Source organism: Phormidesmis priestleyi ULC007 (genome assembly GCF_001895925.1).
GTDB lineage: Bacteria > Cyanobacteriota > Cyanobacteriia > Leptolyngbyales > Leptolyngbyaceae > Phormidesmis_A > Phormidesmis_A priestleyi_A.
Genome location: NZ_MPPI01000058.1, coordinates 1 through 23,077, shown reverse-complemented (window position 1 = coordinate 23,077; position 23,077 = coordinate 1). Strand labels below are relative to the sequence as shown.

The window sequence follows — 23,077 nt, the reverse complement described above, 5'->3', positions numbered from 1 at the left end:
CCCGAATTAACGCTTGGGGAGAATCCCACCTCTGGCCCTGACGACGCAAGGACTCTAGGTTAAGTGGTTTCGTTGAGCCAAGAATCCCCGTCCCTTTAGGGCTGGGGAGTGTCAAAGGCACAACGCGAGTGTCACCTTGCACGGTCGAGCCAACAATGCTAATCCGCCCGCCGAAGCTACGATCAGGCAATCCGTTAACTTTGACCCGCACCGACTGACCGACCCGAATTTGATTAAGATCTTTTTCGTAGATGTTGCTCGATGCTTGCACACTGCTGCCATTCACGATCGTTAAAATCTTCTTACCTACATCTTGTCCCGATTCCCCGGTTGTCGCTTCTCGATCGGCAACTGTGCCAGCAATCGGAGCCGCGATCGTAATGGTGCCGTCTGCGTTGGCATTAGCTCCAAGTTGACGTAGCCGAGTTGCGTAGGTTTGTCCACCGAGTTCGACGCGCGATCGTGCTGATGCGATTGGGCCCGTTGCAGTTGGGCTTGTGCCTCCGACACCGACAACCGACTCTCAGCTTTCGATAAGTTTGCCCGTGCTTCTGCCAATTTGGTTCCCGATTCGAGCGCGGTGCGCCGGGGAAGTAGCACCGTTCCGCATACTGGAGTTGTCACCTCAACTTGACGATTGGGCAACGATTCAATTTGTCCGTTGTGTTCACCCCAAACGCTAATCGCTGCCGTGTCACAGGTTCCACCTTCAAACCGAGCCGCTGTGCTGTTTCTGCATCGACTTGAATTCCAGACGATTGTATCGATCCGCCTTTAAATTCGTCGCCATGCCCGCCGTACGCGAGAACGATCGCAGGGCTTCCTGACAACAATCCGAGCGTTAGCAGCGTCGCTGAAAGACGGCGAATCGAAAAGGAAACAGAAACAGCAAGACTCGGCATGGTGAATCCTAACAGTGCATTAACTATCCAATGTGACAGCTAAAGATGAAATTAGAATGAAATGGACTATTGGTTATACCAAGCTTTGCGCCACTGTTTCATCTGATCAATTTCGGCTTGTTGAGAAGAGACGATCGCGGTCGCAAGCTTCTGAACTTCAGGACGTTTTGACTTTTGCAGGGCATCGTTTGCCATGACGATCGCGCTCTCGTGGTGCGGAATCATCGCATTGATGAACCGCAAGTCAAACTGATCATCGGCTGCACCCAAATCCATATTCATCATCATGCCATTCATTTGATCCTTCGACATTGGCATCATGCCCTTGGTTCCGCTATTCCACGCCATCGAAGTGCTAGACGCATTGGCATACCAAGACTTGCGCCATTGCTGCATTTGGGCAATCTCTTTGTCTTGGTCAACAATAATCGATTGAGCGAGTTTCTTGATTTCAGGTCGCTTTGATTTTTGCAGCGCCTCTTGCGCCATTTTCACGGCTCCCTGATGATGTGGAATCATCGCATCCATAAAGCGCAGATCAAAGTTTGCATCGGCTGGGCCTAAATCCATATTCATCATGCCGCCCTTCATGTTGCTGTGATCCATCTCTGACATGCCTGCCATAGGTGAACCTGTTGCAGCGGGGCTTTGATTAGAGGTTGAGTTTTGAGTAGCGTTTGAGCAAGCGGTGAGTCCACTAATAGCAATAACTGCACCGATCGAGAGTCCGAGCAAACTTGTTTTGAGCATTGAGCGATTCATCCTTCACCTACGAATTTTATTGACACCTTTTATTCTCAACCGTCTGGTCGGCTGGAGAGTCAAATGCAGGAAGCCGTATTTTGGCCGGATTCCTTAACTTTGATGTAGCGTTAACCACCTCTTTCTACAAGACAGCCCAAAAAAATGAAATCAGTATGAAATCAGGCTATGTCTCTGCCAGAAACTAAGCCTCTCTCGCCAGAGGGAATTTGTCACGGCGATCGTTACGTAAAGTGTTTGCATATTCTTACCCATAGAGGAGTTGCTGTGCGTCACATTGTTGTGCTGATTGTTTGCGTGTTGGCGCTGTTGGATTTAGCCGAAGGGTGTTACTTTATGCCTAAAGGTAAGCGGAGGGTGAATGTGCTGTCTTGCCCCAAGACACTATAAACCTGCACTACCCTGATGTGCTTGAGTAATGGCGCTGGCAATGGCCCTCCAGGCTGTTCGAGCATCGGCTCTAGCCCATCGTGAATGTGTGCCTGAAACAGATTCTAATTCGTGATGTAGAGCATACCAGTGCGCTTTGGTCAGAAAATGGTAAGCAGCCAGTCCAAACAGGCTGAGAATCAACCCCATAATCTAATCTGAGGTTGCCAACCTGGAGTTGTGGCGGCTGGATCTGGGGCGATCGCCGCTGCAATGCTCGAAGCCGTGCCCGCAGTTCTGCCATGCCAAACGGTTTAACAAGGTAATCATCGGCTCCAGCATCGAGTCCCGTCACAGCTTGATTCCTTTGAGATTGCTGCGCGGATCGTAACTTCGATTGTCGCGGATCTTCTCATAAGATTCTCGCTCGATCGCGTTCAACTCTTTGGGTGGCACGATCGTCAGTTTGAGCATCAGATCGCTTCTCTCTCCTTTGAGGTTTTTCCAACCCTTGCCCCGCAGTCGCAGAGATTGCCCTGATCGTACGCCTGCGGGAACGTTGACTTTCACCATACCATCAGGGGTCGGGACTTCAACTTGAGTTCCTAAAACGGCTTCATCGGGGGCGATCGCAACTTCACAGACTAAATTGTTGTCTCCGTCAAGCTGAAAGAACGGATGCGGCGCGAGTTCGACAATCAGATAGAGATCGCCGCGTTGAGTCGTGTAGTGAGAGCTAGGTCGCCCCTTGCCGCGCATCCGAATCCGAGTCCCGGTTTTGGCACCTGCCGGAATGTTGACATCAAAGGTTTCGCTGCCAATGCTCAACCGTTTTTGTGCGCCATTAAATGCTTCTGAAAACGTCAGCGTAATCGTCGCTTCAACATCTAGATTTACGCCTACACCACCGCCGTCATAGCTAGTCCCCGGCGAGGTGCGATAACCGCTAAACGGATCGGCAGTTCGACCGTAGCCAGTTCCGACTCGCCCCAGTAAGTCATTGACAAATTCGTCAAAGCTGCCGTAGCGCCCAAATTCAAATTCATCAAAACCGGGACTTGTGTTGGTGTTGAAGGGCGATCGTCCGCCTCGTGCCCCGGCTCGATCGGCCTGCTGCCAATATTGCCCAAATTGGTCATATTTTTGGCGCTTATCACTGTCAGACAAAACTTCGTAGGCTTCATTGATTTCTTTAAACCGAGCCTCTGCTGCCTTGTCACCCGGATTCATGTCGGGGTGATATTGCCGTGCCAATTTACGGAAGGCTTTCTTGATTTCGTCGGCGCTGGCAGTCTTGGTCACGCCTAGAAGCGCGTAATAGTCTTTAAAGTCGGTTGCAGCCACCCGTTTCCCTCTCCTAAAGCTTTAATATATGGGTTGAATATCTCTATCATGCCCTAGTCATCGAAGACACGCTATTCAACATCGATCCTTAAGTTTGAGCGAGCATTGCGGCGCATCATAGCGGGTTTAATTCGTCTGAGGGCAGAAGCGGGAAAGCGGCGATCGTACTCTTCATCTGACAACTCTGCTAACTCGGTGAGGGTCGGATCAACATTGCCAGGGTAGGGCTGAAAATCAGCGACATCGCTCTCTTGGGCAAATCGCTGATTCCAGGGGCAAACGTCTTGACAAATATCGCACCCAGCCACCCAACCGCCCAGATGAGGAGTAATCGTTTCGGGAAGCGTTTCGGCGCGGTTTTCGATCGTGTGATAGGCAATGCAGAGATTGGCATCGACGACAAACGGCTGCGTGATCGCTCCGGTTGGGCAAGCATCGAGGCAGCGAGTGCAGGTGCCGCAGTGAGAAGTATGAGGACGATCGCCAATGAGTTCTAAATTGGTTAACACTTCGCCTAAAAACACCCACGAGCCATAGTCTCGCGTAATCACGTTGCTGTTTTTCGCGATCCAGCCGATGCCTGCTTGCTGCGCCCAAAATTTGTCTTGTACGGGCCCAGTGTCTGCATAATAACGGGCGCGAATGTCGTCGCCTTGTGCCTCTAGCCAGGTAGACAGCGCCTTGAGTTTTTTGTGCAAAATTCGGTGATAGTCCCGACCCCAGCCGTAGCGAGAAATTTTGGCATAGTCATTGCCTTCGGGCCGATCGTGAGCGGTGTAATAGTTAAGGGCAACACAAATCAGCGATCGAGCTTCGGGCATGACTAAGCGAAGATCTTGTCTTTTGGGGTTTGCCATCCACGCCATATCTGCCTGATGATTCTGAGTGAGCCAGCTTTGCAGAGAAGTTACAGCCGCTTTTTCGTCGTCTGAGTTGACAGGAACGATCGCGATTCCAACTTTGTGAAATCCAACTTCTAAGGCTTTTTGCTTAATTCGGTCTGTTAGATTTGAGGCGCGATCGGTCATGCGTAATCTCTATTACAGGCGTTGCTGAATGCAAATATGAATTGCCCCTAGCCCCCCAAGTTTGAGGGGAACCAGAATCTTAAAGTCCCCCAAAATTGGGGGATTTAGGGGGCGAAAGGGTTCAGCCTCGATAGACAGATTCATACTTGCATTCAGCAACGCCCTATTACAAACGCTGCCACTGTTAGTTTAGCTGATTCGGCGGGAATCCCCACACCATAACGTTTCGTTGGTGTGGGATGAAAGCCAGGGGCGCTCGATCCAGCGTCCTATCTCTCAGCACTCACCACGGAGTATGCTTATCAATAATCTTGATTTGTGCTAAGATGCAGATATGTTGAAAGCAACAAAGGTACGAATTTACCCGACTGATGAGCAAGTTATTCAGTTGTCCAAAGATTTTGGCGCAACGCGATGGCTGTGGAATCAGTTGCTTTTTGTGATGTCTCAGACGTACAAAGAGACGGGTAAAGGCGTGTCTGCTTACGACATGAAGAAACGCATACCCGAACTGAAGAAAGAGTTTGAATGGCTGAAAGAAACCTACTCTCAGTGCTTGCAGCAATCCGTTCTGAATCTCTCTCAAGCGTTCCAAAACTTCTTTGAAGGACGGGCGAAGTATCCCACTTTCAAGAGCAAGTTTAATCGCCAGTCGGTTCAGTATCCTCAAAACGTCAAAGTTGAGAGTGAATCGACCATCAAGTTTCCCGGCTTCTTAGGAATCGTGAAAGCCAAGATTCATCGGGAACTCCCTGACGGCAAACTCAAAACGGTCACGGTTTCTAAGACTCCAGACGGGCGTTACTATGCCTCTTTGTTGATGGATGATGGCATTGCCAAACCTGAAATCACGAGTGACGGAAAAGCCGTTGGCATCGATCTGGGATTGATTGATTTTGTCGTCACTTCAGACGGCTCTAAGTTTTGCAATCCTAAACACCTTAAGAAACACGCCAAGAACCTAAAACGCAAACAGCAAAAGCTTTCTCGGAAAGCGAAAGGCAGCACGACCCGCGCTAAAGCACGGAAGATGGTTGCCAAGGTTCACAGCAAGATCACACGAGTCAGAGAAGATTTTCTCCACAAACTATCTCGCAAGCTAGTCAACGAAAACCAAGTTGTTGTGGTGGAAAATCTGGCAGTTAAGAACATGGTGAAGAATCACACCCTAGCTAAAGCTATTAGCGATGCTGGATGGGGTAAATTCTGCACGATGCTGAAGTACAAAGCAGAGTTTGACGGTAAGACCTACCTTGAAGTAGACAGGTTTTTCCCGTCGTCTCATCTTTGCTCAAACACGCTGCTACAGATCCCAAAGATGGATCTCTCTGTTCGTGCATTTGATTGTCCTCACTGTGGTCAGAGGCATGACCGAGACGTGAATGCAGCAATCAACATCAGAAATGAAGGCTTGCGATTATTGGCGTTGGGAATCAGCGCTACTGCCAATCGAGGGAGTGTAAATCCAAAGGGTTCTGGACGTAAAAAATCCACGAACTCCGAGGTTGCTCCCATTGAAATTGGAAGCCCGCGCTCTATCGCCTAGCGATGAGCGTCGGGTAATTCACCTAATGGCAATTTAATTATTGTTTTTGAAATTGGTACAAAATGTCAACCCAGAAATTCTGTACAGATCCACGTAGATGTAAATTTTAGTTGCCATTTATTAATTTATGTTGCATTATAAAAGCGATCGAGGCGCGATTTCTGGGTCACCTCATTAGTCAAATATCTCTCTAGAGGCAGGACAATTCCTGCCTTTTTGTTTAACGTCCATATAAACCATATAAACCATAATGTTCTATCGATATGCAAAGTGTTAAGGATGATGTAGCGATCGCACTCCAACCTGAATCAAGCGCGATCGCAGGTATTACAGAGCCTAGTCTGATCAACTATTTTGAAACGTTTAATGTGGGCGATTTTGAGGCGACCAGTCAGCAATTTGCGGTCAACGGGGCACTGCATCCGCCGTTTGAATCGGTAATTGAAGGACGAGACGCGATCGCTGACTATCTCAAAGTCGAGGCAAAAGGCATTACGGCTCAACCTCAGCAGGGAGTGATTAAGCAAGTTTTAGAGGATGGCTGCCCTGAGATCGAAGTGACGGGGCGAGTGCAAACGCCTTGGTTTGGCGTAAATGTGGCATGGCTATTTACTTTAAATTCTCAACAAGAGATTACCTTTTTAAAAGTTAAGCTGATTGCGTCTCCTCAAGAGCTATTAAAATTGCGGCGTTAGTGGGAGATGCTTAAAGTCCTGTTAAGCTTAAGACCCTCCACACTAGACACTCTTGAAGTTAACGACTCGCGGACACTATAGCGTTAAAGCTTTGTTGGATCTCAGCTTTCAGCCAGGGTATGGCCCTACGTCAGTGAGAGCGATCGCGCAACGACAGAATCTGCCAGCTCCTTATTTAGAGAAACTGTTGATTGAGATGCGACGAGCAGAGCTAGTACTTTCTGTGCGCGGTGCTCAAGGCGGATACCAACTAGCACGATCGCCAGGGCAGATCTCACTAGGGCAAATTTTAGAGGCTGTGGGAGAAAGCGTAGAACCGTTGCCTCATCATGTGCCTGACGGAGCGCAGGCCGAAGACTGGGTAACGTTTAGCTTATGGAATCGACTTCACAAAAAGCTGAACGCAGCGCTTTACGAAATCTCTCTAGAAGATCTCTACTACGATGCCCGAAGCTGGCAAGCCGCACAGGGAGAGGAGGCGAGTTTTGTGGTCTAGTGAAAAGTTGGGGATGAGTGTTTTAGCGATCGCGGCTCTCCTCGATTATCTGATTGGCGATCCTTGGGGATGGCTGCATCCGGTTCAGGTAATCGGGTGGGCGATCGCTCACTATACCGAGCTTGCTTTAAAGGAATTCAGTCAGCCAGCTTCATTGCGATTTGCAGGCGTGATTCTAACTATTCTCATTGTCGTGGGTAGCAGTGTAATCGGATGGACGATCGTAGAATTCTCAAAAGCATTACATCCAGTGTTAGGCGTTGCGATTTCGAGTATTTTGTTAGCGAGTTGTTTTGCGGGGCGAAGTTTACGATCGGCGGCTGAAGATGTGTTACGACCTCTGGCAGATGGGGATCTCGATCGGGCGCGTTCTCAGCTAAAGCTATATGTCGGACGCGATACCGAAAACCTTTCTGAATCAGATATTCTCCGAGCCGTATTAGAAACTGTGACAGAAAACGCGATCGATGGTGTCATGTCTCCGTTATTTTATGCGTCGCTCGGCGCATTCCTACCATTTGTTGGAAGCGTTCCATTAGCCTTATCTTATAAAGCTGCTAGTACATTAGATTCGATGGTGGGATATCAGACGGCACCTTATCAAGATATCGGTTGGTGTAGCGCTAAAACAGATGATTTTTTGACCTGGCTTCCGTGTCGGTTAACGGTGTTGACCTTAGCGTTGCTGTCTAGAAAACCTCGCGAAGTTTGGCGACTCTGCCAGCGAGATGCGCCCAAAGATTCTAGCCCAAACTCTGGTTGGAGTGAGTGTGCTTATGCGGCTGTGTTGGAAGTGCAAGTCGGCGGCATTAATTGGTATCGCGGCGTGGAAAAGCATAAACCTCTCTTAGGTGAGCCAACTCGACCCATTACCCCAGATCGAATTCGGCAAGCCTTACAGTTGACGCAAATAAGTTTCTTGAGTTGGTTAGCGATCGCACTATCAGGGTTAACAATTTTAGGATCACTATGAAATACATCGGCTCGTTTCACAGAACTTGCGCTCTCGTTGTCATCTCGTTAGGGTTAGGACGATCGGCTGCCGCAATCGCGATTTCTCCAACGCCTGCCCTGCTCGATCGGGCAAATCAAGGCATGGTCACGTCTGCCCATCCTCTCGCGACTCAAGCGGGGCTGTCAATGCTGCAACAGGGAGGAAACGCCGTGGATGCAGCCGTTGCCACAACCTTTGCAATCTCGGTCGTAGAGCCATTTTCGGCAGGGCTTGGTGGGGGTGGATTTCTGCTGATGTATCAGGCAAAAAACAATGAGACAAAGGCATTAGATTTTCGAGAACGTGCGCCGCTCAAAGCTACGAAAACAATGTATTTGGATAGACAAGGAAACGTGCGCCCCAACGCGAGTACGAATGGATATTTGGCAGTGGCGACACCGGGCACGATCGCAGGACTCTATGAAGTGCATCGTCAATATGGACGCTTACCCTGGAAAACTGTGATGGCTCCTGCGATTCAATTAGCAGAAAATGGATTCCCGGTGAGTTGGCGGTTTATAGAAGCAACAGAGATGCATCAGCAAACGCTACTCAAAAATCCTGATGCACAGAAAATTTTTACTCACAAAGGAAAGATTTATCAAACGGGCGATCGGTTAGTGCAATCAGAATTAGCCGCCACGCTACGATCGGTGTCTCAAAATCCTCAAGATTTTTATACGGGAACTATTGCGACAGCGATCGCCAACGATATGGCAGCGAATAACGGATTGATTACAAAAAAAGATTTGCAGCAATATCGTCCGACTTGGCGTGATCCGGTGTGCGGTGATTTTCGTAAAGCGAGAGTTTGCTCAATGCCGCCACCTTCTTCGGGAGGGGTGCATTTGCTGCAAATCCTCAACATAATTGGCGATACAGATTTAAAGACTATGGGATGGCACAATCCCGATGTGCTGCATTTGTTGGTCGAGTCGATGCGAATTGCTTACGCCGATCGTGCGACTTATCTCGGTGATCCTGCTTTTGTCAAAGTCCCAGTTAAGGCGCTGATCAGCCCGGTCTATGCTCAAAAACGACGACAGGAAATCAATCCTCAAAAAGCAACGCCGTCCACTCAGGTAAAGGCAGTTGACCCCGCAGTGCTGCAACGCTTGACTAAAGAATCAGTCGAAACGAGTCATCTCACCGTTGTTGATCGCGATCGCAATGCCGTCAGCCTGACCTTCACCGTGAATCTCGGTTTTGGTGCGGGAGTTGTCGCAAAAGGAACAGGCATCGTCTTAAACAACGAAATGGACGACTTCGCGATCGCGCCCAATACTCCCAACGCATTTGGACTGGTGGGCGGAGATGCCAACGCGATCGCACCCAACAAAATTCCGCTATCGAGTATGACTCCGACGATCGTCACTCAAAACGGTCGCTTGCGATTAGCGGCAGGTTCACCGGGTGGCAGCACGATCATTACAACGGTGTTGCAAATCTTGTTAAACGTGTTGGTCTACGAGATGGATGTTCGCCAAGCAGTCGCGGCTCCGCGTGTGCATCATCAATGGCTCCCCGATCGCCTCAACGTTGAACGGTGGGGATTAGATACGCTGACGATCGCCGAATTAAAACGACGAGGACATCGAATTGAAGAACGATCAGATTGGGGAAATGCTAACGCGATCGTCGTTCTGCCCGATGGCTCTTTAGAAGGCGCGGCTGATCCAAGAGGTGAGGGTGTCGCCGCTGGGTTTTAGTAGAACGTGAACTCGACGACTTCGTTACGAGTCTATTGCGCCCCCTAAATCCCCCAAGTTTGGGGGACTTCAAGCCAAAATTTCCGGTTCAAAGTCCCTCAGAATGGGGGATTTAGGGGGCAGAAGCCGCTGACAACGAAGCGAAAAACCCCGTCGAACTGACGTGACGTTAATAGACTTGCTGTTCTGCCCCTTAACCCCAATATTGTTCTCTCTTGAGAGAGTCGCCTCCTAAAATAAATCGCGGTAATGTATGTGCAGCGTTAGTGTCTAGACCAACGGTGATCACCATGCAAACCCAACCAGAAGCCCACAATCACGATTCTCACAAACTTCAGCGGATTGCGACCGCGTTGCGCCTTGCGGGTTGGGCGAGTTTTTGGTTAGAGCTTGTGTTCGCCGCCGCATCAGGGCTGCTGTTAGCGTTTGCCATCTCTGGGAGAAACTTTACCCGATCGGCAGAGACTCCTCTTCCGGGCGGAGGTGTGGCTCAAGGGGTGACTCCGGGCTTGGGCATTGGCATTTTTTGGGCAACCTGCGGATTGGCAGTGCTGTTGTTTAGCCTTTTCTTAGCGTTCCGCTACACCCGATTTGCCAGACGGCTCCGCAATTCAAATTCTGCTGTTCACCCTAAAAAAGCTGATGTGATGCAGGTCTTACGTTTAGGTGTAATGGTCGGATTGGTGGGATTAGCGGTGTCCATTTTGGGCGGTGGAGCTTCTTTGGGTGTCTTGCTGTCAAAGTCGATTACTCAGCCTCAAGGCGTTGCGATTTACGATCCGACTCGGATTATTCGATCGGTCGATGTCTTCGTCGCGATGGCAAACATGAACGGCATCGCAGGGCATTTTGTGGCGCTTCTCGCAGCGTTGGGTTTGTATAGCGGACTCGATCGGGCGTAACGCGATCGACTTTCTGGAGAGTTAGCGGAAGTCTGCATCGGGGTACGTTAGGGGATATCACGATCAGGAGATTCTCTGAGCTTCGCGTGTTCGAGTCGGTAAGTCTTCACATTGCGATCGTTTAGCTCTTAAAGACTTTATGTTTCCTGGCAAGATTCAAGTGATTTCACTGAAAACAGACCTTTGTGAAGTGACTTAAACTAAAGCTGAGATTTCAATTACAGAACGCACCTAAGTGATTTAACCACACACCGTCAGGCTGTCTTGTGGCAGAGTTTGATGCGGATGAGTGGAGGCTTCGATCGACGTTATTAAGGATTTGGAAAATGACAGCAACCGGAATTCGTCCAAAGGAGGTACAACAGAGTATTAAAAGTACAACTGTTGAAAAAATAATGCCTAAAATCACACTCAATCAACTGATTCAAACTGAGATTGCTCGAATCGCAGAAGCCCAAAGTGTAGACACGGCAACTCTCGAAGAATTTGCTCAATTTATTATTGAGAATCATAAAAAGAAAGATCCTAAACCCAAGCTACCGAAAGTTGTTAAGCCTAAAAAAGTTAAGCCTTTAACCTTAACTCAACTCAAAGAAGCCATTCTTGGTCATTTTGGCGTTAAAGATGTCAAAGAATTAAGAAAATCCGGCTCCTTCGAGATGGCGACGAGCGGCATGGAGAAACTTGACTTCAGCAAGAAAGATGGCTGGGAAAAGCTGTATCGCAAGTTTATCGGCGTTTTGCCAGAAGAAGAAAACGAAACTGGCTATGGCTGTGTCAATGGCATCAACATCTTTAAATACGATCTTGTGTGGAAGGCGTTTGGATTAAATCCTCAGACAGCAACTTCAGAGGATATTAAGTCTGCCTACCACGACCTAAGCAGAGTCTACCACCCAGATGTTCCTAACACAGGCGATGCTCAAGTTTTCGCTCGTCTGAACGTGTTTTATAAGAGTCTTACTGAAAGGTTTTAGAAATGGCAGAACTATATATCACCTCTCAAAAGTTGGTCGAGACATTAAAAATTGCCACTCAAGACCTCATTGATGCTGAGGAATTCTTTGACTCAATCCCAGATGATGAGTGGGAGTTAACTCAAGGCAAAGATTACAAAGTAGTTAATAAAACTACTGGGTTACGAGAATACACCTCATCAGGCGCTTACACGATCGCTCGCTATCTCGAAGCAACGCAAAAGCAAACATTTTGGCAACGTCTGACAGAATGGTTTACACACACTAAAAGAGAAATTAGTAAAGCATTTATCAAAAAGCACATTCTTGATAACTCTTCATCGCTAATTAAGCGTAATGGACAGTTCTTTGTTTCGAGGTCTGACCTTGTAACAATTTTCAAAACTCGGTCTGACTACTTAAGCAAGATGGCTGAACACACTCAAAAAACTCAGTATCCTCTGATTAAAGGCGAAGATTTTGAGGATTTTGTGGATAAGGGAGGCTTGCACTTCTCCTTGTCAGGTATTTCTAAGCTATCTCACTCCTTCAAAGAATGCCAGTCTAAGAAGAATCGTCAAGAATGGTGTGGGGATGTCGGAGTAGTAGTTGGCCCGCAAATTTCTGACATCGTAGCTGAGATTCAAAACCGCGAAAAGCGCATCCAAACAGCAATGGACAAAGTTAAAAAGCGAGATCACAATACTTGTCAGGTGACTGGTCAGAAGAAGAACCGTGTTGACAGGCTTAAGTTATCAGCGCATCACTTATATTCTCAAAATGGGTATCCTCATCTGGCAGATGTTGAAAATAATCTGCTTACCCTAGATGTCGAAGTCCATGAACGGTTTCATCAAGACTATATGGGTGGGACTACGAAACCTTGCACGATCGACGATTTCATTAGCTTTGTTCAAGCCTATTATCCTAGCAACGCTAAAGTCGTAATCTGGCTAGATGCTCAGAAACGAGTTTTAGGAAATCCGCAGCCCGAAGATCAACGAAAACCTCATGTCCTTTATCTTCCAGCGAGTAGAGTAATTTAATCGTTAGCCGAAACGCGATCGCCCCTTTCTGTTACAATAATAAGAATAGAAGCGCGATCGTTTTGGGGCAACTTTGACCAGAAAAAATACAATGTCAGTAACAACCCCTACACCAACAGGAAAAGTTACGACAACCATTATCCTTATTAATCGGATTGACCAAATTCTTGCCGATCGAGGATTCATTCCCCCTAACGAGATTCGCTCTGTCACTTTAGAAGATGTTTTGGCAGACACAGGTGCAACTCGACTTTGCCTGCCTGCCGATGTCATTAGCCAGTTGGGATTGCCTCTGCAAGGAGAAGTCGATGTCAAAATCGCGATCGGTGTGCAAAAAGTCCGCACCTTTAGAGAACTCAGTCTGACCGTTGAAGGACGAGAAGGCACTTTTAACTGCATTGAGCTACCCGCAGGGCAAGACCCTTTGTTGGGGTTAATTCCCCTTGAAGATTTGGGATTAGAGCCAGACTTGCAAAACCAACGATTGAGAGTGCTGCCTCGCGATGGCAAAGAGACTTATCTCACCGTTTTGTGATCGCTCCAGTCACTCTTTTTCGTCATTGATCCGCCTCTCCCAATAAAGAAGAGTAAATGCCTTTGCTGCATCTGGATCAATCGTTTCAAGCGCATCTCGGATGTCGATCGCCGATTCAGCAGAAGGATCTCGATTTTCGTTCACCCATCGGCTAATATTTCCAGAAGCAATCCCCATCGTAGATGCTAGTTGAATTTGACTGATTCTGTAGGTCGCTAATACCCGTTTAAGCGCTTTGCCTGCTGTTCCCATTCACAAGATTCTGTTAGAAGCTCAGTTTATCGTTGTCTTTGATGTGGCAATTGAGCCAGACCCAAAACAATTCAACATTAAATAAACGTCAGTTCGACGAGTTTTTTCGCTTCGTTTCAGTCGGCTTGTGCCCCCTAAATCCCCCATTCTGGGGGACTTTGAACGGATGAAGCTAGATTTCGATCACGGTGACGATCGTCTGGAGAACACCCCTTAAATCTGACATCACTATCCAGTTCAATGATCAATCGATGGTGAGGACAATAGAAATCGACGATAAAAGACTCGATTGGATGCTGAACACGAAACTTCCAACCGTTCAGTTGGCGGTTTTTTAGAGCCTGCCACAATATCTTTTCAGCCGGGGTGAGGTTCTGCCGAAGTTGCCGAGCCGCAGAAATAATGTCAGGAGTGGTGCCCCGGATGCGCTGAGAATTCGTAAAACTAATGAGTGATGAGCTTCTACAAAAGTGCCCATCTTCCCTAAAATTTCCTTCTGTCTGAAAGTTCCCCAGAATGGGGGATTTAGGGGACGAACCCCTAGCAATCGGAACCCAAAACAATTTGTGTGTATACAGTAGTCTTGGGGAGAAGAAGGGTCTTCTATTTAATTCCACCTATCCACCTAGATATCGATTAAACGTAATGGCGATCGCTCCTAATCACACAGAATCGATCGCCGTTACGTTTAGCTAATCGAAAATTTCCGCTAAATCTATCCAGCAAATTCTGTTCAATAACCTGCCCGATCGACCCAATTAAACTTACCCTGAACAAGCGAGTCACTTTCGAGGAAATCTACGTCTTGATATTTCCACTCACTCACCTTCTGATTCACCCCGCAGCACTCACCCTATGGGACAAAACAAGCGGCACTTGGATCAATGTCGCTACCATTCTCGGAGGCACCCTTATCGGGCTAGTCTTAACCGAAAGTCTGCCCGATCGGATGCAGCGCATCATCACTCAAGGACTTGGCTTGCTAACGCTATTTTTAGGGGTGACTCTGGCAGGCAGTTTATTAAAAGTGAAAGCGGGTCAGATTGATGGGGTGATCATTGGACTCTTAGCGATCGTGCTGGGCGGTCTGCTCGGTGAATGGTGGCGCATCGAAACACAGCTACAAAAAGTTGGTAATTGGCTCCGCGATCTCGTTAAGGGCGGCGGCAATTTTACTGAAGGATTTGTCGCCGCTAGCTTGCTATTTTGCATTGGCCCTCTGGCTATCTTAGGCAGTCTCAACAATGGTTTGTCAGGCGACCATGCGCTGTTGTCAATCAAATCTGCAATGGATGGACTAGCCTCGATCGCTCTCAGCAGCAGTTATGGCATCGGGGTCGGATTTTCTAGCATTGCAATCTTGCTTTATCAAGGTGGCTTGTCTCTTTGTGCCGGATTCTTAGCGCAAGTGTTGCCCGACCCAGCGAACGCGCCTCAAGTCTTATTAACTTCTGGGGTCGGCGGTTTAATGATTATGGGATTGGGATTGAACTTACTAAAAATCACGCAGTTGAGTATCGCGGCATTTCTTCCGGCGTTGCTGCTTGCTCCAGTATTTTGCACGATCGCCCAACGCCTGGGTTAGCAGTCCAATCAATCTCAGGGATACAAATTAACTAACATCGCTCATTCTTGAGCAAAAGAGAAGACACGACCTACTAGCGATCATTAAAGTGGTGACATTGATAAAGCTGCGGTGACTCTTAAAGCAACCAAAACGATCGATTCATCTAATCCTAGAAGCGATTTTTTTAAGATTTGATTCCAGATTCTAATAATGTCTCTATAATTGACGACGATGGTCATGATGGTGACAGCATCGTCAACGACTCGCGAATTGAAAAATCAATCAGCAGTCTCCACGAGTCACACATCTTTTTTCAAAATTCATCGGTTTAAAACCCCTGGTTACGGGATACCTAAAGAAACCAGTCCACATCACTCAATTATTTAGGATAATAAAATGGCAACAACCAAACGGAGATCACCGACATCAACGCTAGTGTCAAAGGGTGCAATCAGCAGTGCATCTTCAATCTTGGAAGGTTTACCCGAAAAGCCTAAAGAAATTTGGTCACTGCGAGAAGCGATCGATTTGCTCAAAGAACCGATTTCAGCAGCGCTCGACCGTGGCTATAGCTACGCAGAAGTTTCAAAAATGCTAACGGAAAAGGGAGTGGAAATCAGTCCGTCAACGCTGAAATATTACCTCTCATCTGCACGCAAAGACAAAGACGGCAGCAAACCCAAAACGAGAAGACGACGTAAAACGCAAGGCATCACACTCAACCCAGAAACCGTAACCTTAACGAATGGCAGCGACAATGGAGCCGCAGCAAAGGCAGAACCTGCTGTCGAAAAAGCTCCTGCAAAAAGCACTCGCGCCACCACAACCGCAAGCGCCAAACCTGCCGCTAAAACTCCTGCAAAATCTGCGCCAGCAGCAAAAGCAAAACCTGCGGCAACTAAATCTACAACGACCAAAACAGCTTCTAAAACCCCCTCAACCAGAGGTCGCAAGAAAGCGGCTGAGTAAAAGCGCAAGCTTGCAGAGATAGGGGCGAGGCAGTCAGTGCGGAGTCCCTTGATCGCTTTTGAATTAATTATATATCCCGTTAAATTCTACAATCATTGTGAGGGTCGTTTTGTTGTTTATTCAAGTTTTATTCAAAGTTTAGTAAAAACTCACTATGCAAGATCTTGTCACGTCTTCGATACCAGATAGCCTGGATGCTTTCTGGATGCCTTTCACTGCCAATCGCCAGTTTAAATCGCAGCCTCGATTAATGGCATCTGCGAAAGGAATGTATTACACAACTGTTGACGATCGTCAGGTGCTAGACGGCACAGCAGGATTGTGGTGTGTTAACGCCGGACATTGCCGCGAAAAAATTATCGCCGCGATTCAAACTCAGGCAGCAACTCTCGACTTTGCCCCCACATTTCAAATGGGTCATCCCGCTCCCTTTGCGTTAGCCGATCGCCTCGCGAAGATGTTGCCCGGAGACTTAAATCACGTCTTTTTCGCAAATTCTGGATCTGAAGCCGTCGATTCTGCCCTTAAAATTGCCCTGGCTTATCATCGAGTGCGCGGAGAAGGCAGCCGGACGCGATTGATCGGGCGAGAGCGAGGATATCACGGGGTCGGCTTTGGTGGCATCTCAGTCGGGGGCATTGCTCCTAATCGCAAGTCTTTTGGCAGCTTGCTTCCGGGGGTTGATCATCTGCCTCATACCCACAATTTAGAGCGCAACGCCTTTACTCGCGGTCAGCCACAGTGGGGCGCACATTTAGCAGATGAGCTAGAGCGACTGGTTACCCTTCATGATGCTTCTACCATTGCAGCCGTCATTGTCGAACCCGTTGCTGGCTCGACGGGAGTTTTAGTTCCGCCCCAGGGTTATTTAGAGCGATTGCGATCGATCTGCGATCGTCACGGCATTCTGCTGATTTTTGATGAAGTGATTACCGGATTTGGGCGTTTAGGAAAAGGCTTTGCCACCGATTATTTTGGAGTCATCCCCGATTTAATGACGGTTGCAAAAGGCATTACCAATGCGGCGGTGCCAATGGGAGCGGTGTTTGTGCGAGACGGCATTTATGATGCGTTTATGCACGGGGCAGAGAACGCGATCGAACTTTCTCACGGTTACACTTATTCGGGGCACCCGCTTGCCTGTGCAGCTGCTCAAGCGACGCTAGATATCTACGAAGAAGAGGGTTTGTTCGATCGGGCAAATAGTCTGTCTAGCTATTGGGAAGACGCAGTTCACTCGCTTGAAGGGCTACCTCACGTCATTGATATTCGCAATCTTGGATTAGTAGCTGGAATCGAATTGGAATCAATTCCTAACCAGGTCGGAAGTCGCGCTTATGATTGCCTAGTGCGCTGCTTTGAGAATGGATTATTAGTCCGCACGGCAGGCGATATTATTGCGCTGTCGCCTCCGTTGATCATCGAAAAACAACACATCGATCAAATTGTAGAAATGCTAGGTTTAGTGCTGAAAGACCTTGCTTGATTAAATCAACTTAAGATCATGAACTAAATAAAACCGCACAGTGTTCAGGCTACGTTTTAGCCTTTTGCCCTCATCCCCAACCCTTCTCCCCAAGGAGAAGGGAGCCAGAACTCTTGTTCCCTCTCCTTAGGGAGAGGGCTAGGGTGAGGGCAGAAGTTGCACTTTAATAAATCCACGATTCTTGAAATGTCTTGCCGACAGTTCTCGATCGCACATCTCCAACAAACACGCAAGCTAGAAAAACAAGATTGAGAACGAAAAACGGCGATCCCTGGTGGGCGTTCAGCCGTCTTTCTGTTATTTTGTTTAACTTCCCTCAGTTTGCTAAAATCATCGTTTACTGTAGTGCTGGTTACTTCTTCTGAGCAATCGCCAGTTGTAAGGTGCCCAATGCGGATAAACTCACGCCGATGATTTGTAGGAGAAAGCGAATAGCCTATGTTGGGTAAGAACGATCGCACAGGAATGACGCTGGAAAACCTCAAGCAAGCCCTGATAGACCACCTCTATTACATTCAGGGCAGAGATGAGCAGTTTGCCACGCTAAACGATTACTACATGGCGCTGGCTTACACCGTGCGCGATCGCCTGACCGATCGCCGCATTAAAACCGCACAAACCTATTTCCAGAAAGACACCAAAGTCGTCTATTATCTCTCTGCCGAGTTTCTGGTCGGGCGGCTCTCAGCCAATAACCTGATCAACTTGGGCATTTACGACGAGATGAAAGAAGCCACCAAAAAAATGGGGCTAAATCTGGAAGATCTGCTAGAGCAAGAAGAAGAACCCGGTTTAGGCAACGGTGGACTCGGACGACTCGCCGCCTGCTTTTTAGACTCGTTAGCGACCCTAGAAATCCCCGCGATGGGATATGGCATTCGCTACGAATTTGGCATTTTTGACCAGTTTATTGTGGATGGCTGGCAGCGTGAACGCCCCGACAACTGGCTGCGCTATGGCAACCCCTGGGAAATTGCTCGCATCGATTACACCGTCGAAATTAAGCTGGGTGGACACACCGAGGCAGTCACTGACGCTCAGGGCGGTTATCGAGTGCGGTGGGTTCCCCAAGACACTGTGTATGGCGTTCCTTACGATACGCCGATACCCGGATATCGCAACAACACCGTCAACACCCTGCGCCTTTGGAGTGCTAAAGCCAGCGAAGACTTCGACTTCCAGGTTTTTGATGCGGGTCAATATACTCAAGCGGTTGCCGAGAAGACGTTTTCAGAAAACATCTCAAAGGTGCTCTATCCCAACGACAATACGCCGCAAGGAAAAGAACTGCGACTTCAGCAGCAATACTTCTTTGTGTCTTGTTCGCTGCAAGATATTATTCGATCGTATCTCCGCAATCACGATAATTTTGACCAGTTTTCAAACAAGGTAGCGATTCAGCTAAACGACACGCATCCCTCGATCGGGGTCGCCGAACTGATGCGACTCTTGATCGACGAACACGCGCTCGACTGGAATCGCGCTTGGGATATCACCCGTCAGACCTTCGCCTACACCAATCACACTCTGCTGATTGAGGCACTAGAACGCTGGTCAGTTAGCTTGTTTGGGCGGCTGCTGCCTCGCCACTTAGAGATCATTTACGAAATCAATAACCGCTTTTTAGATGAGATTCGGCGCAAGTTTCCGGGCGATCGTGACCGACTTGAGCGCATGTCTCTGATCCAGGAAGGCGACGACAAGCACATTCGCATGGCATATCTGGCATTTGTCGGCAGTCACACTACCAATGGGGTTGCCGCCCTGCATACAGAGCTGCTGAAGCGGGATGTGATGCACGACTTCTATGAGATGTATCCAGAGAAGTTTCAAAACAAAACCAATGGAGTCACCCCGCGCCGTTGGCTGCTGATGAGCAATCCTAAACTCTCAGACTTGATTACGAGCAAGATTGGCGATCGCTGGGTTAAAGATCTGTCAGAGTTGAGAAAGCTCGAAGCGTTTGTTGATGATGCTGAGTTTCAAAAAACGTGGCGTGAGATCAAGCAAGATAATAAGCGCACCCTTGCAGATTATATCCAGAGCGATAACAATCTCGAAATCGATCCTGATTCAATGTTTGATGTGCAGGTTAAACGCATTCACGAATACAAGCGGCAACTGCTAAATGCGCTGCATGTAATCACTCTATACAACCGGATTAAACAGCACGGAGCCAGCCCTTCTGACGTTCCTAGAACCTTTATCTTTGGCGGCAAAGCGGCTCCTGGCTACTTCATGGCGAAGCTCGTGATCAAGTTGATCAACTCCGTCGCCGAAGTGGTGAACAATGATCCCGATGTCAAAGGGCTGCTGAAAGTCGTGTACTTAAGCAACTTCTCGGTTTCGCTGGGTCAAATTACTTATCCGGCTGCCGACTTATCTGAGCAGATTTCGACCGCTGGAAAAGAAGCCTCTGGCACCGGAAATATGAAATTTGCGCTGAGTGGGGCACTGACGATCGGCACGCTTGACGGGGCTAACGTCGAGATCCGCGAAGAAGTGGGCGAGGAAAACTTCTTCCTCTTTGGTCTAGATGCTCAAGAAGTGATGGCAATGAAGGCGCAGGGCTACAATCCTCTAGCTTATTACCGCAACAATGCTGCACTCAAAACGGTGATTGATCAGATTGCGTCTGGCTTCTTCTCGCCTAAAGAACCGGCGCTGTTTAAGTCGATCGTAGACTCACTCTTATATAAAGATGAGTATATGCTGCTGGCAGACTACCAGTTTTATGTCGATTGCCAAGAGAAGGTGAGTCTAGCCTATCAAGACCAGACCCAGTGGACGCGGATGTCGATCTTAAATGTGGCACGAATGGGTAAATTTTCATCAGACTACACGATCAGCGAGTATTGCAAGAGCATCTGGCACGTTGAACCTGTGCCCGTCTCGTTAGAAGATTGTGAGTTGCCAACCCCAAGGCTGAAGCCGAGCCTGGTTGATCAGGTTTAAGCCTTAAAATTCTGAATCAGTGCCCATTTTGTGAGGAGAAATCTTTGTAAAGTGGGCACTTTTTTTGAAGATCGCGATCGAAGAGTGAAATAACGTCAGTTCGATGAGTTCTTTCGCTTCGTTCTTCAGCGCTTCAGCCCCCTAAATCCCCCATTCTGGGGGACTTCAAGCCCAGAATTTAGGTTCAAAGTCCCCCAATTGGGGGATTTAGGGGGCAGCCCAGATTGGCAACCGTAGCGAAAAGCTTCATCGAATTCACGCTGAAATAAATGTCAAACGGTAGGTTACGACGCTGCCAAACTCACTCTACAATGCCATTTCATTTGAGTTTACCGTGATGAAATTTTATATTCGTTTGGCTTTAGGGTTGTCTTTAACGTCTGCAATGCTCACTCCCGGACCGCAAGCTTTTGCCAGATCGGTCGATCGCGAGGTCGTTTGTGATGTGCTGGTGGCTGGAGGCGGATTAGCGGGTGTGGCAACGGCTTATGAATCGCTAAAATCGGGTCATCGCGTCTGTCTGACTGAGATCAGCGATTGGCTGGGTGGGCAGGTTTCGGCGCAGGGCACGTCGGCACTAGATGAGAAGAAAACTCAGCGAGTGGAGCTTTATTTTCCGCAGGGCTATGTTGAGTTTCGGCAGCGATTGGTCGATCGTCACAAAAACCAAAAAACCCCCGGAAATTGCTGGGTGAGTGCAGTCTGCTTTTTGCCCAAAGACGGGCACGAAATTTTGCAGAAGATGCTGAGAGAAGCCGAGAAACAGGGGAAGGGGAAGCTGCAATTTTTCCCCAATACAGTGGTGAAAGATCTGCAAGTCGGCACCGTTGGCACTGGGCAGCAGATTCAATCAGCGCGAAGCATTCAGCACAGTCCCGCAGCAGGTGCGTCGCCGTTGAACACAGAGCCGTTGTCACAAACGATCGCCGACACCTATAGCGAAGACGATTCATCGCGGTTTAAAAAAACCATTATTCGCTTTGTGCCGCCAGCGTCGGGTCAGTGGTATGTCGTCGAAGCTACCGAAACTGGAGAGTTATTAGCGCTAGCAGATTTACCTTATCGTCTTGGCATTGATGGGTTGTCTTATACTAATCCGTCTTCGTCTAGTGCTAGCGATGATCCTTATTGTCCCCAAGCGTTTACTTATACGTTTGCAATGGAGGCAACTGCAACGCCCCAAACTGCTGAACCGCCTGCGTTTTATCCACAATATGCCAAGTCTTACAGCTTTAATTCTAATCAATATGCTCAGGCTCCAGAATTGGTGTTTACCTATCGGCGTATTTTAAGCACTCAAAATAGCGCGGGGTCGAAAACGATCGCCCCCGGTGACATCTCAATGCAGAATTGGAACTGGGGCAATGACTATGCTCCGGGTACATCTGCCGACAATTATCTCTACACGCGACAGCAGCTTGCCGAAACAGGACAGCTTACGCCCGGAGGTTGGCAAGGCGGGCTACGAGTTAGCAGTCTACAAGGCGGTGAAGAACAAGCCCTGGGCTATTTCTATTGGTTTTTAGCAGGCACGAGCGATGCAAAACTGCCCATCAAGAAACCGTTTCCGAATGTGCGGTTTCTCAAAGGATTCGATTCGCCAATGGGCACGGCTCACGGGTTGTCAAAATATCCTTATATTCGCGAGTCGCGACGGCTAATCGGACGTTATGCCTACGGCTATTCCAATGGGTTTGCGATCGACGAAATCTCAGCCTCTCGCAAAAGCTTTCGTGACACGCCCTTTTATCGCGAGAATCTTTCAGAGGAAACCTATCGAAACTTAGCAACTGCACTGGCGGGGTTACGGACGATCGACGTGATTCGAGGCAAGATCTCTCCTCAAGAATTGCAGTGGCGATCGCGCGCTCACATCTATCCTGACAGTGTGGGCATCGGTCACTACAATCTCGATTTTCACCCTTGCATGGTCGAGTCGCCGCCCGAAAAACCGGGCAATCAAGAACGTCCCGGAGAGCGCCAGGGAGCCGATGAAACCTATCCGTTTCAGATTCCTTTAAGGGCGATGATTCCGCCCAAGATCGATAATTTGCTGGTCGCTGGCAAGAGCATCGCGATGGATCATATTAGCGCATCGGCATATCGGGTTCACTCGATCGAGTGGTCAGCCGGAGCCGCTGCTGGAACAACTGCATCGTTTGCATTAGAAACGGGAACGATGCCGTATCAGTTAATCGAAAACTTACCCAGAGTGAATGCCAATTTAGAGCAGTTGCAAAAACGCTTAAATGCGAATGGTAATCCCACAGCGTTTCCCAATACCTCAATTTTCAATCTCAACTGGAAGGATTGGAGATAACGATTAAATTAACGTGAGTTCGACGAGTTTTTCGCTTCGTTGTCAGCGGCTTCTGCCCCCTAAATCCCCCAATCTGGGGGACTTTGAAACTGGAGTCTTGGCTCAAAGTCCCCCACTCGTGGGGGATTTAGCAGGGTGGTTTCAAGGTCTAGAGAGAAAAATGAGGATGGACTGCAATCATCACAAAAGTAGCAGTCCATGTCCCTCATAGACCAATTAAAAACGATTCCCGACCCGCGAAGCA

At 48.3% G+C, this 23,077-nt stretch carries 23 protein-coding genes; 15 read left to right on the top strand and 8 right to left on the bottom strand.

Translation table 11 applies throughout. The features are described from left to right. From BRW63_RS29220 to BRW63_RS25020, 3 genes are all read right to left on the bottom strand, one after another. On the bottom strand, positions 1–475 hold a 475-nt coding region (locus BRW63_RS29220), incomplete at its 3' end, for an efflux RND transporter periplasmic adaptor subunit (RefSeq protein WP_223257507.1). Positions 476–620: 145 nt separating this feature from the next. Then, on the bottom strand, positions 621–902 hold the full coding sequence (locus tag BRW63_RS29215) for a hypothetical protein (RefSeq protein ID WP_073075066.1): 282 nt from the start codon (positions 900–902) through the stop codon (positions 621–623). Positions 903–968: 66 nt separating this feature from the next. Continuing rightward, positions 969–1,664: a DUF305 domain-containing protein gene (locus BRW63_RS25020; protein ID WP_073075065.1), complete on the bottom strand. Its 696-nt coding sequence runs from the start codon at positions 1,662–1,664 to the stop codon at positions 969–971. 168 nt (positions 1,665–1,832) lie between these two features. On the opposite strand from BRW63_RS25020, the gene BRW63_RS27890 reads away from it, so the two are divergent. Next, positions 1,833–2,054, top strand: a complete 222-nt coding sequence (locus BRW63_RS27890; protein WP_143162117.1) for a hypothetical protein — start codon at positions 1,833–1,835, stop codon at positions 2,052–2,054. 70 nt (positions 2,055–2,124) lie between these two features. On the opposite strand, the gene BRW63_RS30190 is transcribed toward BRW63_RS27890, so the two are convergent. The 3 genes from BRW63_RS30190 to queG all read right to left on the bottom strand — a co-directional run bounded on the left by BRW63_RS30190 (position 2,125) and on the right by queG (position 4,405). After that, the gene (locus tag BRW63_RS30190) at positions 2,125–2,388 is read right to left on the bottom strand and encodes a response regulator transcription factor family protein (protein WP_425320474.1); all 264 of its coding nucleotides are present in this window, start codon (positions 2,386–2,388) and stop codon (positions 2,125–2,127) included. Continuing rightward, a complete protein-coding gene (locus tag BRW63_RS25010; protein WP_073075064.1) occupies positions 2,385–3,377 on the bottom strand; it encodes a DnaJ C-terminal domain-containing protein in 993 nt (330 codons plus the stop codon). The genes BRW63_RS30190 and BRW63_RS25010 overlap by 4 nt, the downstream gene beginning before the upstream one ends. Before the next feature lie 71 nt (positions 3,378–3,448). Further along, entirely contained in the window at positions 3,449–4,405 is a 957-nt protein-coding gene (gene queG / locus BRW63_RS25005; RefSeq protein WP_073075063.1) for a tRNA epoxyqueuosine(34) reductase QueG, read from the bottom strand. A 334-nt stretch (positions 4,406–4,739) separates the two neighbouring features. On the opposite strand from queG, the gene BRW63_RS25000 reads away from it, so the two are divergent. From BRW63_RS25000 to BRW63_RS24960, 9 genes are all read left to right on the top strand, one after another. Next, on the top strand, positions 4,740–5,951 hold the full coding sequence (locus BRW63_RS25000) for an RNA-guided endonuclease InsQ/TnpB family protein (RefSeq protein WP_073075062.1): 1,212 nt from the start codon (positions 4,740–4,742) through the stop codon (positions 5,949–5,951). Between the two features lie 263 nt (positions 5,952–6,214). After that, positions 6,215–6,646, top strand: coding sequence for a nuclear transport factor 2 family protein (locus BRW63_RS24995; protein WP_073075061.1), 432 nt, complete (start codon positions 6,215–6,217; stop codon positions 6,644–6,646). 52 nt (positions 6,647–6,698) lie between these two features. Beyond that, on the top strand, positions 6,699–7,142 hold the full coding sequence (locus BRW63_RS24990; RefSeq protein ID WP_073075060.1) for an Rrf2 family transcriptional regulator: 444 nt from the start codon (positions 6,699–6,701) through the stop codon (positions 7,140–7,142). Continuing rightward, positions 7,132–8,115, top strand: a complete 984-nt coding sequence (cbiB, locus tag BRW63_RS24985) for an adenosylcobinamide-phosphate synthase CbiB (protein WP_317615848.1) — start codon at positions 7,132–7,134, stop codon at positions 8,113–8,115. Before BRW63_RS24990 ends, cbiB begins: the two co-directional genes overlap by 11 nt. Then, positions 8,112–9,845, top strand: coding sequence for a gamma-glutamyltransferase (ggt, locus tag BRW63_RS24980; protein ID WP_073075058.1), 1,734 nt, complete (start codon positions 8,112–8,114; stop codon positions 9,843–9,845). Before cbiB ends, ggt begins: the two co-directional genes overlap by 4 nt. A 290-nt stretch (positions 9,846–10,135) precedes the next feature. Beyond that, positions 10,136–10,747: a DUF3611 family protein gene (locus BRW63_RS24975; RefSeq protein WP_073075057.1), complete on the top strand. Its 612-nt coding sequence runs from the start codon at positions 10,136–10,138 to the stop codon at positions 10,745–10,747. Between the two features lie 266 nt (positions 10,748–11,013). Then, positions 11,014–11,724 carry a J domain-containing protein gene (locus BRW63_RS24970; protein WP_223257506.1) on the top strand — a complete coding sequence of 237 codons (711 nt, stop codon included), beginning with the start codon at positions 11,014–11,016 and terminating at the stop codon, positions 11,722–11,724. Between the two features lie 2 nt (positions 11,725–11,726). After that, positions 11,727–12,749, top strand: a complete 1,023-nt coding sequence (locus tag BRW63_RS24965) for a hypothetical protein (protein WP_073075055.1) — start codon at positions 11,727–11,729, stop codon at positions 12,747–12,749. A 91-nt stretch (positions 12,750–12,840) separates the two neighbouring features. Continuing rightward, on the top strand, positions 12,841–13,284 hold the full coding sequence (locus BRW63_RS24960; protein ID WP_073075054.1) for an aspartyl protease family protein: 444 nt from the start codon (positions 12,841–12,843) through the stop codon (positions 13,282–13,284). Between the two features lie 9 nt (positions 13,285–13,293). Here the strand turns inward: BRW63_RS24960 and BRW63_RS24955 are convergent, their stop codons facing one another. Both BRW63_RS24955 and BRW63_RS30085 read right to left on the bottom strand, forming a co-directional pair. Next, positions 13,294–13,536, bottom strand: coding sequence for a helix-turn-helix domain-containing protein (locus BRW63_RS24955; RefSeq protein ID WP_073075053.1), 243 nt, complete (start codon positions 13,534–13,536; stop codon positions 13,294–13,296). 134 nt (positions 13,537–13,670) lie between these two features. After that, positions 13,671–14,153: an endonuclease domain-containing protein gene (locus BRW63_RS30085; protein WP_223257505.1), complete on the bottom strand. Its 483-nt coding sequence runs from the start codon at positions 14,151–14,153 to the stop codon at positions 13,671–13,673. A 188-nt stretch (positions 14,154–14,341) separates the two neighbouring features. Here BRW63_RS30085 and BRW63_RS24945 point away from each other — a divergent pair, with 188 nt between their 5' ends. The 5 genes from BRW63_RS24945 to BRW63_RS24925 all read left to right on the top strand — a co-directional run bounded on the left by BRW63_RS24945 (position 14,342) and on the right by BRW63_RS24925 (position 22,833). After that, positions 14,342–15,121: a DUF554 domain-containing protein gene (locus BRW63_RS24945; RefSeq protein ID WP_223257504.1), complete on the top strand. Its 780-nt coding sequence runs from the start codon at positions 14,342–14,344 to the stop codon at positions 15,119–15,121. Between the two features lie 378 nt (positions 15,122–15,499). After that, positions 15,500–16,072 (top strand): RNA polymerase sigma factor, encoded by a 573-nt coding sequence (locus BRW63_RS24940; protein WP_073075052.1) that lies wholly within the window; start codon positions 15,500–15,502, stop codon positions 16,070–16,072. A 154-nt stretch (positions 16,073–16,226) separates the two neighbouring features. After that, on the top strand, positions 16,227–17,558 hold the full coding sequence (locus BRW63_RS24935) for an aspartate aminotransferase family protein (RefSeq protein ID WP_073075051.1): 1,332 nt from the start codon (positions 16,227–16,229) through the stop codon (positions 17,556–17,558). A 438-nt stretch (positions 17,559–17,996) separates the two neighbouring features. Continuing rightward, the gene (locus tag BRW63_RS24930; protein ID WP_073075050.1) at positions 17,997–20,513 is read left to right on the top strand and encodes a glycogen/starch/alpha-glucan phosphorylase; all 2,517 of its coding nucleotides are present in this window, start codon (positions 17,997–17,999) and stop codon (positions 20,511–20,513) included. Between the two features lie 337 nt (positions 20,514–20,850). Then, positions 20,851–22,833 carry an FAD-dependent oxidoreductase gene (locus BRW63_RS24925; RefSeq protein WP_073075049.1) on the top strand — a complete coding sequence of 661 codons (1,983 nt, stop codon included), beginning with the start codon at positions 20,851–20,853 and terminating at the stop codon, positions 22,831–22,833. Positions 22,834–23,077: the final 244 nt, after the last annotated feature.